Annotated in this window: 14 protein-coding genes and 1 riboswitch; of the genes, 6 read left to right on the top strand and 8 right to left on the bottom strand. The window is 67.1% G+C overall.

Features of this window, described 5'->3' with window-relative positions; all coding sequences use genetic code 11:
* Nucleotides 1-7: 7 nt before the first annotated feature.
* The 5 genes from FBY33_RS03645 to FBY33_RS03625 form a co-directional block, all read right to left on the bottom strand.
* Nucleotides 8-271, bottom strand: a complete 264-nt coding sequence (locus FBY33_RS03645; RefSeq protein WP_056331531.1) for a DUF4235 domain-containing protein — start codon at nucleotides 269-271, stop codon at nucleotides 8-10.
* Nucleotides 272-406: 135 nt separating this feature from the next.
* On the bottom strand, nucleotides 407-622 hold the full coding sequence (locus tag FBY33_RS03640; protein ID WP_142029342.1) for a CDGSH iron-sulfur domain-containing protein: 216 nt from the start codon (nucleotides 620-622) through the stop codon (nucleotides 407-409).
* A gap of 29 nt (nucleotides 623-651) precedes the next feature.
* Nucleotides 652-1,785, bottom strand: coding sequence for a glycosyltransferase (locus FBY33_RS03635; RefSeq protein WP_327436739.1), 1,134 nt, complete (start codon nucleotides 1,783-1,785; stop codon nucleotides 652-654).
* A complete protein-coding gene (locus FBY33_RS03630; RefSeq protein ID WP_142029341.1) occupies nucleotides 1,734-2,789 on the bottom strand; it encodes an iron-containing redox enzyme family protein in 1,056 nt (351 codons plus the stop codon). The genes FBY33_RS03635 and FBY33_RS03630 overlap by 52 nt, the downstream gene beginning before the upstream one ends.
* Before the next feature lie 182 nt (nucleotides 2,790-2,971).
* Nucleotides 2,972-3,514, bottom strand: a complete 543-nt coding sequence (locus tag FBY33_RS03625; protein ID WP_142029340.1) for a heme-degrading domain-containing protein — start codon at nucleotides 3,512-3,514, stop codon at nucleotides 2,972-2,974.
* 84 nt (nucleotides 3,515-3,598) lie between these two features.
* A riboswitch (TPP riboswitch) is annotated at nucleotides 3,599-3,739 on the top strand.
* Nucleotides 3,740-3,807: 68 nt separating this feature from the next.
* Here FBY33_RS03625 and FBY33_RS03620 point away from each other — a divergent pair.
* From FBY33_RS03620 to FBY33_RS03595, 6 genes are all read left to right on the top strand, one after another.
* On the top strand, nucleotides 3,808-4,431 hold the full coding sequence (locus tag FBY33_RS03620; protein WP_142029339.1) for an ECF transporter S component: 624 nt from the start codon (nucleotides 3,808-3,810) through the stop codon (nucleotides 4,429-4,431).
* A gap of 5 nt (nucleotides 4,432-4,436) precedes the next feature.
* On the top strand, nucleotides 4,437-5,975 hold the full coding sequence (locus FBY33_RS03615; RefSeq protein WP_442858341.1) for an ABC transporter ATP-binding protein: 1,539 nt from the start codon (nucleotides 4,437-4,439) through the stop codon (nucleotides 5,973-5,975).
* The gene (locus tag FBY33_RS03610) at nucleotides 5,972-6,772 is read left to right on the top strand and encodes an energy-coupling factor transporter transmembrane component T family protein (RefSeq protein WP_142029337.1); all 801 of its coding nucleotides are present in this window, start codon (nucleotides 5,972-5,974) and stop codon (nucleotides 6,770-6,772) included. Before FBY33_RS03615 ends, FBY33_RS03610 begins: the two co-directional genes overlap by 4 nt.
* Nucleotides 6,773-6,889: 117 nt before the next feature.
* Nucleotides 6,890-8,413: a UDP-N-acetylglucosamine 1-carboxyvinyltransferase gene (locus FBY33_RS03605; protein ID WP_142029336.1), complete on the top strand. Its 1,524-nt coding sequence runs from the start codon at nucleotides 6,890-6,892 to the stop codon at nucleotides 8,411-8,413.
* A 66-nt stretch (nucleotides 8,414-8,479) separates the two neighbouring features.
* Nucleotides 8,480-9,706 (top strand): glutamate--cysteine ligase 2, encoded by a 1,227-nt coding sequence (locus tag FBY33_RS03600; protein WP_142029335.1) that lies wholly within the window; start codon nucleotides 8,480-8,482, stop codon nucleotides 9,704-9,706.
* 145 nt (nucleotides 9,707-9,851) lie between these two features.
* Complete coding sequence (locus tag FBY33_RS03595) at nucleotides 9,852-10,169, top strand: DUF1905 domain-containing protein (RefSeq protein WP_142029334.1); 318 nt, start codon at nucleotides 9,852-9,854, stop codon at nucleotides 10,167-10,169.
* Here the strand turns inward: FBY33_RS03595 and FBY33_RS03590 are convergent.
* From FBY33_RS03590 to FBY33_RS03580, 3 genes are read right to left on the bottom strand one after another with little or no spacing between them, the layout of a single operon-like run.
* The gene (locus tag FBY33_RS03590; RefSeq protein ID WP_142029333.1) at nucleotides 10,166-11,374 is read right to left on the bottom strand and encodes an O-succinylhomoserine sulfhydrylase; all 1,209 of its coding nucleotides are present in this window, start codon (nucleotides 11,372-11,374) and stop codon (nucleotides 10,166-10,168) included. The two genes, FBY33_RS03595 and FBY33_RS03590, sit on opposite strands and share 4 nt — an antisense overlap.
* Nucleotides 11,375-11,785: a rhodanese-like domain-containing protein gene (locus tag FBY33_RS03585; RefSeq protein ID WP_142029332.1), complete on the bottom strand. Its 411-nt coding sequence runs from the start codon at nucleotides 11,783-11,785 to the stop codon at nucleotides 11,375-11,377.
* The gene (locus tag FBY33_RS03580; RefSeq protein WP_142029331.1) at nucleotides 11,782-12,057 is read right to left on the bottom strand and encodes a DUF1737 domain-containing protein; all 276 of its coding nucleotides are present in this window, start codon (nucleotides 12,055-12,057) and stop codon (nucleotides 11,782-11,784) included. The genes FBY33_RS03585 and FBY33_RS03580 overlap by 4 nt, the downstream gene beginning before the upstream one ends.
* Nucleotides 12,058-12,067 lie beyond the last annotated feature (10 nt).

Genomic DNA, 12,067 nt, shown 5'->3' with positions numbered 1-12,067 from the left:
CTTGACGCTAGACGATGTCCTGGGACTTGGCGAACCGGGTGATGGCGCGCTGGGTGCCGCGGTTGGCCAGGACCTGGATGATGGCGCTCACCGACGCCGAGATCAGCGCGAAGGTCAACGCCGAACGCAGGCTGGTGGGGACGTCCTCGTTCTTGCCGGTGGGGGCCTTCTGCCCGGTGGTCTTTTCCCAGATGGTGTTGACGAGCTTGGTTCCGACCAGGCCTGCACCCAGGCTCACCCCGGTCCCGAGCAGCTTGATGAAAAGGTTCATTCCTATTACTCCTTGCGGGCGGAAAACGGACTGCCTCCAGCCTAGCCGTACGCCCCTTCCGGTCCGGGCAAGGGCGTGGCGTGCTGCAGGCGGCTTGTTGGACTAACAGCCTTATTGGACTGACAGCTTGTTGGACTAGCCGGTGGGCGGCTCGGCGCGAAACTTGATCATCTTGTGCGTGCCGTCGCAGTACGGCTTGATGGCCGAGGCCCCGCAGCGGCACAAGGCAACGGTCTTGCGGTCGCGGGGCACGGCGTCCCCGGAGGGGGTGACGATCTCGAACTCGCCCCTGACAATCAGCGGCCCGTCCGGGCACACCACAATGGAGCTGGCGGCTGCTTCCTGGTCCACGTGGGCTTCTGTTCCATTCTGTCCTGGTTTCATCCCTGCACCGCTTTCATCGTTGCTTCCTGGTTGCCGGGCGCCCGGCGGAGCTTTCCGGCATGGCGCCGCCGGAGTTCTGCCTCCGAGTGCGCCGCCGTCCTGATCCTGCTGCCCGCGTAGGGGATCCCGCCGGCCACCCTGAAGGCGGCTGCCAGCCAGACGCAGACGGCCCGCTCCAGTGCCCAGAGCGGCGCAAACCACGCTGCGGAGGCGGGAAAGACGGCTGTCCCGTTGTGCCGGCGCCGTCCAATTTCCGCGCCGGCGATGGCCGCCCCGGCCAGCACCAGGAGGGCGGTCCGCCTTGCCCGGGCTGGAAGGAGTGCGGCGCCGGTGGCTGCCGGGAGCAGGATAAGTTCGGCAGCAAGCCGCCGCGGTTGGGCAAAATCGTCGTACGCCTGCCGTATGCGTTGGCGCAGGAAGTGCCGGGCAGTTGGCGGCCGGCGGGCCACGAACAGGCCGGGCAGGATCCGTTCCGTTCCGCCAGCGGCCCTGATGGTGCGGATCAGCTCCAGGTTTTCGAACAGGACCCCCGCATAGCCGCCGGTGGCCAGGAGTGCGCTGCGGCGGACCCCCATGGTTCCGGGGTAGTCGGTGGACCATGCGCGGTTGAGCAGCGTCCTGGCCGTGTCCCACCGGGCGTGCCACGGGCGGGGGTCGAAGTAGTTCTGCGGCCGCACCACGTGGGCCGACCCGAGGTGATGGACGACGGCGGCGAGGGCCTCGCGCGTGTAGCGGACGTCGTCGTCGGCAATGACAAGGAACTCCGCGCTGGAGGCGCGGACGCCGGTCATGACTCCGGCCACCTTGCCGTTACGGGCACCACCACCGTCGCCCGCGTGCTGCGGGGAACCATCGGGGTCCGGGCGGAGGTGGCGCACTGCCGTGGGAAACGCGGCGCGGTGGCGTTCGAAGAGGTCGGGGGCGGAGCCGTCCACCACGCTGACCGGGATCCAGTCCGCGAGGCGCCGTAGGTAGTCCGACAGCTCAGAAAGGGCGGAGTCCTCATTCCAGCGCAGGGGAAGGATGTACTCCGCCCCGGCCAGGCAGGCGTGCAGTCCCTGCGCGGTGGGAGCGGCCGTCATGCTGCCGCCGGCACGGCCGCCCGCAGCGATGATGTCCCGGCTTCCCACGAGGACAAGAGGTGGGCGGAGAGCCGGCTGTCGATGGCCATGACGGCCGTCGCGCCAAACAGGACGTCCGCCAGGAGTTCCGGCTCGGCTTCGACGAGGCCGCCGGCGAGGTCCCGGCCGGCGATCTGCTCGTGGACGGCGTCTGCCTCCACGTGCTCATCAAAGTAGTGGGTGACGTCCGCGCCAAAGCCGTGCCGCCGGAAACCGTTGCCGTAGAACCGGTTGGGCTGGGAGGAGGTCATTTCGTAGATTGCCAGGTGGCCGGTGATGGCACCGCGGAGCCGCCGGTTCAGCCCGCAAAGGGACATGAGGTTTACCGATACGAGGGAGACTGCGGGGACGGCGTCAACGTAGGCGCCGTAGCTGTCATCCAGGCCCAGGCCCCGCATGGTCCGGGCGAACAGCGCGCTGTGCATCCGCTCCGGGCGGCCGCCGCCGTATTCGTCCGCCTGGATTTCCACCAGGGCGGCTTTGGGCCGTCCACTGAGGCGCGGGATGGCCCACGTGTGCGGATCGGCTTCCTTCAGCTGGTACATGGATTTGTGCACCAGGAACTCCCTGAGCTGCTCCAGGGTTGCCTTCCTGGCCACGTACCGGGAGACGCTGGGGCCGGTGTCCTTGCCAGCGAGGCCGAACAGGACATCGGCCACCTGGTCGCTGGTCATGGCACCGCCGGCGGGCAGTTCGAGGTCCCCGGCGGCCTGCCGTGCGGCGGCGCGAAGGGCCGCCTCAAACGGTTCCTCGAGCAACTGCCGGACCCTGATCAATTCCGGTTTCCACTCCCAGTGGTCGGAGACGCCGTCCAGCCCGGAGTAATGGAGTTCGTAGAGGCAGAAGAGGGCCAGCTGGATGTCGTCGTCGCCAATAATGTCAGCGGTGCCGGCCACCTGCCGTGCGGCCAGGCGGTACAGGGCGTCCAGTTCTGTCCCGGCGGAGTCCGGAGCCTGCGCCAGGGCCGTGAACAGGGCGCTGCTGAGGGGGCCTCTGGTTTCCGGAATTCTCATGGTGCTCCTTGGTCTGCCGCGCTGGTGACGGGAACGAACGCGGGACCGCCCATGCTGACTGCCATGCCCTGTCCTCCTCGAAACCCGGGGGACAATATAGTAAGCATGATTACTAATAAAAGCTAAGCAGGCTTTGCATTTAGGGGTTTTGCTGGGTCCCCCTGTACCCGGCCTTGCGGCGATCAGTCAGACAGGGCAGACCCCAGGATGTCGCGCAGCGCCTCCACCACCAGGTCATGGTCCTGCAGTTGCGGCAATCCGGAGACGGTGACCGTGGCCACCGCGCCCACACCGGTGACGAAGATGGGAAATGAGCCGCCGTGGGCTGCATACCGGGACTGGTCGAACCAGGCGTTGTCCTCGATCCGGCCGCCGCCCAGCCGGCCCCGCAGCCCCACCAAAAGGGACGGTACCTCAAACCGGGCGGCAGTGCGCTGCTTGGCCCGGATCCAGTAGCCGTTGTCAGGAGTGGCGCCGGGAAGCGCGACGTGGAACAGTACCTGCTCGCCCTTCGTGATGTCGATGGCGATGGGAAGCGACCGCTCCTTGCCCAGTTCCACCAGAAGCAGCCCAAGGTTCAGCGCGTCATCCACGGAGAAGCCGGGGAAATGGAGTTCCCGGACCTCCGCCTCGACCCGGGCAACCAGTGCCTCCAGTGACCCCTCGGGCTGGGCGTCGGGGGAATCAGGATCGAACCCGGTCACATCCGGTGGAATGGCGCTCATGGCCTTCAATCTACCCCCGCCAGGTGTAAACTTGACCACGCCCGGAAGGGCAATCAAAAGCCTTACCCAAACGAAAAGCAACACTACAAACGACAGGGGAGCGCCGCCGTCGGGCATCCTGGCATCCGCCGGGCACCGCAGGTGGGCGCTGAGAGTGCGGACAGCCGCAGACCCTCGAACCTGATCCGGTTAGTACCGGCGCAAGGGAGTCGAGTTCTCAAAGTGTCGCGGCTGCACGGCAACGGGCCGTCAGCCGGGTCCACTTTCCCCTCCTGTTTCCCAGGAGGATTCCAATGAGTACTGCAGCAATCAAGAAGACCACCAGTAAGTCCTGGCGCGTCGTGGACATTGTCGTCGCCGCGCTGGTGGCCATCGCCGGCGGCGTTATTTTCTGGGCCTGGTCCCAAGGGGCGGCGGCAGTATCCGTGCCGATGAACGCCGCCTACCCGCCCCTGACCGGCATCATTGCCGGCGGATGGATGATTCCGGGCGTGCTGGGCATGTTGATCATCCGCAAGCCGGGGGCCGCGCTGTTCTGCGAGACCGTGGCCGCCACCGGGGAACTGCTTATGGGCTCCCAGTACGGCGCCTCGGTCCTCTTCTCCGGCTTCGTCCAGGGCCTCGGTGCGGAAATCATCTTCGCCATCTTCGTCTACCGCAAGTTCAACCTGCCCGTTTCCCTGCTGGCAGGTGCGGCAGCAGGTCTCTTCTGCGGCCTGAACGACTCCTTTGCGCCGTGGGGCTGGAACATCGCCTACTCCGGCGGTGACAAGCTGGCCTACATCGTCTTCTGCATGATTTCCGGAGCAGTCATTGCCGGTGCCCTGTCCTGGGTGGCCACCCGCGGCCTGGCGCGCACAGGGGTACTGAGCTCCTTCGCCTCGCGCAAGGCTGCCACGGAGCCCGTCTTCTCCTGATGGCAATGCCCCAGGCCACGGCGGTCCGCCCTGCCGCTGTCACCGCCCGCGGCTGGGGCTGGCGGCATGCCGGCAGGGCCAAGCCCGCCGTCCACGCCCTTGACCTCGACATCAGCCCCGGGGAGCGGGTGCTCCTGCTCGGCCCATCGGGCGCCGGGAAGTCCACGCTCCTGCATGCGCTCGCAGGGGTGCTGGGGGACATCAACGACGACGGCGGCGAGGCGGGCGATGCCGACGAATCGGGTTCGCTGCTGGTTGATGGCGCCGTGCCCCGCGCCCAGCGCGGGTGTGCCGGACTCATGCAGCAGGACCCCGAGACGCAGGTCGTCCTGTCGCGCGTGGGGGACGACGTCGCCTTCGGTGCCGAGAACCTTGCGGTGCCGCGGGAGGAAATCTGGGCGCGGGTGCACGAGGCGCTTGCCGACGTCGGACTGTCCCACCTCCCGCTGGACCACCCGACGTCGGCCCTGTCCGGCGGGCAAAAGCAGCGCCTGGCGCTGGCCGGCATCCTGGCCATGCGCCCGGGCCTGATCCTGTTGGATGAGCCAACCGCCAACCTTGACCCGGACGGCGTGCTGGAGGTCCGTGACGCCGTGGCGCGCTGCCTGGACAAGACCGGGGCCACGCTGGTGGTGGTGGAGCACCGGGTTTCCGTGTGGAAGGACCTGGTGGACCGGATCGTGGTCCTGCAGCCGGGCTCCGGCGCCAATCCTGCCGTGCTCCTGGATGGCCCGCCGGACCGGGTGCTCACGGAGGCCCGGGCCATGCTCGCCGCAGCCGGCGTGTGGGTCCCCGGCTACCTGCCAGCAACCCGCGCCCGCGCCGTTGTCCCGGCACCCGGCACGGGGAACCTGCTGCTGGCCGCCGAACAGCTGGGTGTCTCCCGCGAACGTCCCCGCCGCAAAGGCTTCCGGAAGATCCCGCCGGTACCGGTCCAGGAAGGCCTGGCCGCGCAGGTCCGCGCCGGCCAGGCCCTCGCCGTCACGGGCCCCAACGGTGCCGGCAAGTCCACGTTCGCGCTCACCCTGGCCGGGCTGCTGGAGCCGGTCTCCGGAAAGGTGTCCGCCACCCTGGACCTCAGCCGCGGGGCCGGCATCGACCCGTACCGGTGGAAGGCCCAGCAATTGATTTCGCGCGTGGGGACGGTGTTCCAGGAGCCGGAGCACCAGTTCGTGACCGGGAAGGTGCTGGATGAGCTGCTGTTCGGCCCCCGGCACCTTGGGCATGGCGAAGACCGGGTGGACGAACTGCTGGAGCGGCTGCGGCTCACCCACCTGGTGGACGCCAACCCCTATACGCTCTCGGGCGGCGAGAAGCGGCGGCTGTCCGTGGCCACCGTCCTTGCCGCCAGCCCGCAGGTCCTGGTCCTGGACGAGCCCACGTTCGGGCAGGACGCCAACACGTGGGCTGAGTTGGCCTCATTCCTGTCCGAACTCCTGGATGCCGGCACCGCGGTGGTCTCCGTGACGCATGACGCCGAGTTCACCGAAGCCTTGGGCGGGACCGAACTGCGGATGGCTGCGGCGGAAGCGGTGGCACCATGAGGCAGCAACTCACCCTGACCGGCAACCATGCCCTCCTGGCACGCGCCAATCCACTGAGCAAGTTCGCGGCCGTCCTGCTCATCACCGCGGTCCTGGCGCTGTCCATCGACTGGGTGTCGGCATCCGTGGCCCTGGTTTTCGAGCTCCTGCTGTTCCCCCTGGCCGGGCTCAACCTGTCCCTGCTGTGGCAGCGCGGCTGGCCGCTGATCATCGCCGCCGCCGTGGGCGGCTGGAGCACGTCCATCCTGGCGCCGGACAGCGGCAGGATCCTGCTCGACGCCGGCATCTGGACCATGAGCGAAGGTTCTCTTCAGCTGGGCGTCGGCTTCATGCTGCGCGGCTTTGCCATCGCCCTTCCGGCGGTGCTCCTGATGAGCTGCACGGATCCCACGGACCTTGCCGACGCGCTGGCGCAGAAGGCACGCCTGCCGCACCGGTTCGTCCTGGGAACGCTGGCTGCGATGCGCCTGGTGGGGCTGATGGCCGAGGAGTGGCAGACCATCGGGATGGCGCGCCGTGCACGCGGCGTGGGTTCACGCGGCAGCCTTGGCCAGCGGGTGAAAGCGACGTTGGGCCAGAGCTTTGGGCTTTTGGTGCAGGCGGTCCGCCGCGCGTCCCGGCTCGCCGTGACCATGGAAGCCCGGGGTTTCGGCGGTGGCCAACGGACCTGGGCCCGGGAATCCACGTTCAGCACGCTGGATCTTGGGGTGGTGGCCGGTGGTGTCCTGGTGGCCGGACTTGCCCTTTTTGCGGCCTTGGCCGCCGGAACGTGGAACATGGTGTGGTTGGGCAGCTGAGCGTCGCCTGGACCCAGCGCGTGATTTCTATCGCATGTACCGGGTAAAGCCTTTCCAGTAGCGGCCCATATCGCTGAGCCGAGGCTGTGGTAACTCATTTATGATATATTTTTGGTTATGACGCAGGAAACCGCTGAGCACGTTGCCGCCATGTTGAGGGACGCCCGGACCGAGAAGGGCTGGACCCAGGGCCAGCTGGCCGCCGAACTCGGCACCAGCCAGAGCGCCGTTGCCCGGATGGAACAGGGCAAGCAGAACCTGAGCCTGAAGATGATCCAGAGGCTGGAAACCATCTTCGACCGCAGCATCGTCAACGTCGGCAAGCCGCAGATGACGCACCTCCGCGTGGAGGGCGGCCGCACCCTGTCCGGCGCCGTGGATGTCAACAGCAGCAAGAATGCCGGTGTCGCCCTGCTGTGCGCCAGCCTGATCAACCGCGGCACCACCGTGCTCCGCCGGCTGGCCCGGATCGAGGAAGTCAACCGCATCGTCGAAGTGCTGACCAGCATCGGCGTGGAGTGCACCTGGCTCAACGACACGGACCTGCGCCTGCGCCGTCCCGCCGTCCTGGACCTGGACGCGATGGACGTTGACGCGGCCCGCAGGACCCGCAGCGTCATCATGCTGCTGGGTCCGCTCCTGGATGAGTCGCGGGAGTACCGGCTGCCCTACGCCGGCGGCTGCGACCTCGGCACCCGCACCGTGGAACCGCACATGCAGGCGCTGCGCCAGTTCGGCCTGTCGGTTGAGGCCACCTCAGGTTTCTACACCGTCCAGGCGCCCCCTGCCGACACCCGCGACCGCTCCTTCGTCCTCACCGAACGCGGCGACACCGTCACCGAGAACGCCATCATGGCTGCGGCGCACCGGCCCGGTACCACCGTGATCCGCAATGCGAGCCCCAACTACATGGTGCAGGACCTGTGCTTCTACCTGCAGATGCTGGGCGTCACCATCGAGGGCGTGGGCACCACCACCTTGAAGATCACCGGCCGGCTCGAAATCGACGCCGAGATCGAATACTTCCCCTCCGAGGATCCGATCGAGGCCATGAGCCTCATCACGGCCGGCATCGTCACCAACTCAGAAGTGACGGTGCGCCGCGTGCCCATCGAATTCATGGAGATCGAGTTGGCCACCTTGGGCCAAATGGGCCAGGAACTGGAAATCTCCGGCGAATACATGGCCCGCAACGGCCGTACCAGGCTGGTGGATGTCACCACCAAGCCCTCCACGCTGCACGCCCCCGAGGACAAGATCCACCCCATGCCGTTCCCCGGGCTGAACATCGATAACCTGCCGTTCTTTGCTGTCATCGCCGCGAACGCCCATGGCCAAACCATGATCCATGACTGGGTGTACGAGAACCGGGCCATTTACCTGACGGAGCTGAACAGGCTTGGGGCGCAGGTGCAGCTCCTGGATCCGCACCGCATCTATGTCAACGGGCCCACCAAGTGGCGCGCCGCCGAGGTGGGCTGCCCGCCGGCGCTGCGTCCGGCCGCGTGCCTGCTGCTGGCCATGCTCGCCGCGCGGGGCGTGTCCGAGCTGCGGAACATCTACGTGATCGAACGCGGCTACGAGGACCTGGCCGAGCGCCTCAACACCATCGGCGCCAAGGTGGAGTACTTCCAGGACTAGCATTCACGGTTCGTCATGAACCGCCGGTGCCCTGTGAATGCGGGGCAAGTATCGCAGAATGTTGGTATGCGTACTTTTGGCGTGGAGGAAGAACTCCTGATCGTTGATCCGGAGTCGGGGGAGCCCCTTGCCCTGGCCGACGCCCTCCTGGCCAACCACCACGTTGCAGCTGACGATCTTCCCGTGGACCCGGAGGTCCACCACACGGGAAAGCAGGCGGATTACGACGACGAGATGGGCTTGAGTGCCGAGCTGAAGCTTGAGCAGATCGAGACGCAGACCCGGCCGTGCCTGGAGTACGGGAGCCTGCTCGAACAGATCCGCGCGGGCCGCTCCCTGGCCGATCAGTCCGCCAAGAAGCATGGCGCCCGGGTGGCGGCACTCGCCACCTCGCCGATGGCGTCCACCACCCACACCACCCCTGACCCGCGCTACGCCCGGATGCTTGAGCGCTTTGGCCTTACCGCCCAGGAGCAGTTGACCTGCGGTTTCCACGTCCACACATTCGTCGAATCGCCCGAAGAGGGCGTGGCGGTCCTGGACCGGATCCGGGACAAGCTGGCAGTGCTGACGGCCCTAAGCGCCAATTCGCCCTTTTGGAACGGCGTTCCCACCGGGTTCGAAAGCTACCGCACGCAGGCCTGGAACCGCTGGCCCACCGCGGGGCCAGCCGGTATCTACGGCACATACGCTGCCTACCGAAGGGTGGTCACCCGTCTGCTGGAGAGCGGCGTCATGCTCGATGAGGGCATGCTGTATTTCGATGCCCGGCTTTCCCGCAACCACCCCACGGTGGAGGTCCGCGTAGCGGATGTGTGCCTTCGTGCCGAGGACGCCGCGCTCATTGCCGTGCTGGTCCGGGCGCTGGTGGAATCCGCCAGCAGGGAATGGCGGGACGGCGTGGACCCCGCGCCTGTTCCCACGGTCCTTTTGCGCATGGCTTCCTGGCAGGCCAGCAGCTCCGGCCTCAGTGGTGAGCTTCTGGATTTCGGCAATTTCCGCCCCGCGCCGGCCGCAGACGTGGTGCGCTCCCTGGTGGACTACCTGGCTCCCGTCCTGGCCGAACAGGGCGAGCTGGCCCTGGCCCGGCAGGGCGTGGAGGACATCATCGCCCGGGGAACAGGAGCCGCTGAGCAGCGCCGCGCCCGCGAAAAGGCCCTGGCGGGGCCGCCCCCGGAGGATATGGGCTTCGGCGCGGTGGTCCGGCAGGCCGTCCACGTCACAATGCGCGATGCCCTGGATCTTGCAGATATGGAGTCCACCCCCGAATTGCTGCGCGTCCGCCAGTCCTGAGGGACAGCCGGCAGAAGCCGCTGGGGAGTTCCCCGAGCCTTGTTGAGCATGGCAGCCCGTGCTTAGGTGGGTTATCGGTGGCCGTCTCATAGCTACACCGGCGAAATCTATGGCACCTGCGGGGGCGGCGTGCCATACTCGGCGCGTGACGCCGTCGTATTCCTTTAATGCCGAACTCTGGCTGTACCCGGGCGAAGCCGGCTGGCACTTCGTGACCCTGCCGGCAGAGGTGGCGGATGACGTCCGCGCTCTAACGGCAGGGGCCGGCAAGGCATTCGGCTCCGTCAAAGTCCAGGCCAAGGTGGACGGCCATGCGTGGCAGACGTCGCTGTTCCGCGACAGCAAAAGCGCGTCGTACCTGCTGCCCGTCAAGAAGGAAGTGAGGGACAAGGCGCACCTCAAGGACGGTGACAACGTACAAGTCCAACTGGAAGTCCGGACCGACCATTCCCCGCCCGGCTAGATCTGCTTCAGCGCCTGTTCCAGGTCGCCGATCAGGTCGTCAACATCCTCAAGACCCACAGAAAGCCGGACCACACCGTCAGTGAGGCCAATGGCGGCACGACCCTCCGGGCCCATCGCGCGGTGCGTTGTGGTGGCGGGGTGCGTGATCAGGGACTTGGAATCGCCAAGGTTGTTGGAGATGTCGATGATCCGCAGCCCATCCAGCAGTGCGAAGGCCGCTTCCTTGCCGGAGCGCCCACCGGAGGAGGCGAGCTCAAGGGTGAGGACCGTACCGCCGGCGCTCATCTGCCTGGCGGCCAGCTCATATTGCGGGTGGGACTTCAGCAGCGGATACTTCACCCAGCTCACGGCAGGCTGTTCCTCCAACCACCCCGCGAGCCGCAGGGCGGTGGCAGAGGAATGGCTTACCCGCAGGCTCATGGTCTCCAGGCCCTTGGTCAGGACCCAGGCGTTGAACGCGGAGAGCGCCGGCCCGGTGTGCCGCATCAGCTGCTTCACGGGGCCATCAATGAACTCTTTGGTGCCCAGGATGGCCCCACCCATCACCCTGCCCTGCCCGTCGATGTGCTTGGTGCCCGAGTAGACGATGACGTCCGCGCCCAGGTCCCCGCAGCGCTGGAGGAGGGGAGTGGCAAAGACGTTGTCGGCCACCACGGTGGCCCCGGCGGCGTGCGCGAGTTCGCTGACCGCGGCGATGTCCACGATCTCCTGCATGGGGTTGGACGGGGATTCGAAGAAGACGGCGGTGGTGGGCTTGGAGAGGGCCTCGCGCCACTGGTCCAGGTCCGGACCATCCACGAAGACGGTCTCCACGCCCCACCGCGGGAGGATCTCGTTCAGGATCACAAAGCAGGAACCGAAGAGCGAACGGGCGGCAACCACCCGGTCCCCGGCAGCCAGCAAGGCACCCAGGGCGGTGAACACCGCGGACATGCCCGACGCCGTCGCAAAGCATGCTTCGGTGCCTTCCAGCAGCCTGAGCCGCTCCTGGAAAGTGGCAACGGACGGGTTGCCGTAGCGGGAGTAGACAAAGCGCTCGTCTTCGCCGGTGAAGGCACGTTCAGCTGCTGCGGCGGATTCGTAGACGAAGCCGGAGTTCAGGAAGATGGCCTCGGACGTTTCCTGGAAGTTGGTGCGGTCCAGCCCGCCGCGGACAGCCTGGGTGTCGGGGCTCCATCCGGGGGCGTCTTGGTTGAAGCTCACTTAGTTCTTTCCGAGGTTGGTAGGCAGGCCGCGGTTCTTCCAGCCGTTGACGGTGCGTTCACCGTAGCGGTCCGGCTCGCCTTCAAAGCCTTCCAGCACGTTGTAGGAGATGAAGCCGGCCTTCGTGGCGGCGGTGGCAGCCGCAACCGAACGGGCACCGGACCGGCACAGGAACACCAGCTCAGCGGACGGGTCCTCCGGCGCCTGCTCCCTGAGGTCCTTCACGAAGTCGGGGTTGGGGATGCCGCCGGGAAACGTCCACTGGATGAAGAGGGGATCGTTGTCCGTGGCCTTGGTGTCCGGGATGCCGATGTGGGCCCATTCGCCCTCGGTGCGGACGTCCACCAGGATGGCGCCCTGTTGCAGCTTTTCCCATGCCTCATGGGGCGTGAGGTCTCCCGCGTAGCTCATGCGTGGCCCTCGCCGTCGAATTCGCCCTCAAAGTCCGCGTCCAGCTGATCCACCGCGGTGGCCACCGCTGCGTCGGCGGAGGCGATTGCCGCCGGAAGGACCACTGCCTGCGCCACGATGACGCGGGTGCCGTTGAAGGTGGCTGCCGGGCTGCCGTGCAGGACGTACCCCTCAGCCAGCGCAGCCGAGATCCGTTCGCAGAATGCGCGGTCGTCCGGTCCTGTGATCAGGCGGTAGGACAATTTTTCGTCAGGTGCGGGTGCGTCGGACACGACGGATCTC

Origin of the sequence: Arthrobacter sp. SLBN-112 (assembly GCF_006715225.1) — a bacterium.
Lineage (GTDB): Bacteria > Actinomycetota > Actinomycetes > Actinomycetales > Micrococcaceae > Arthrobacter.
Note: the sequence above shows the minus strand (reverse complement) of the source record. Positions and strands in the feature narration are given on the sequence as shown.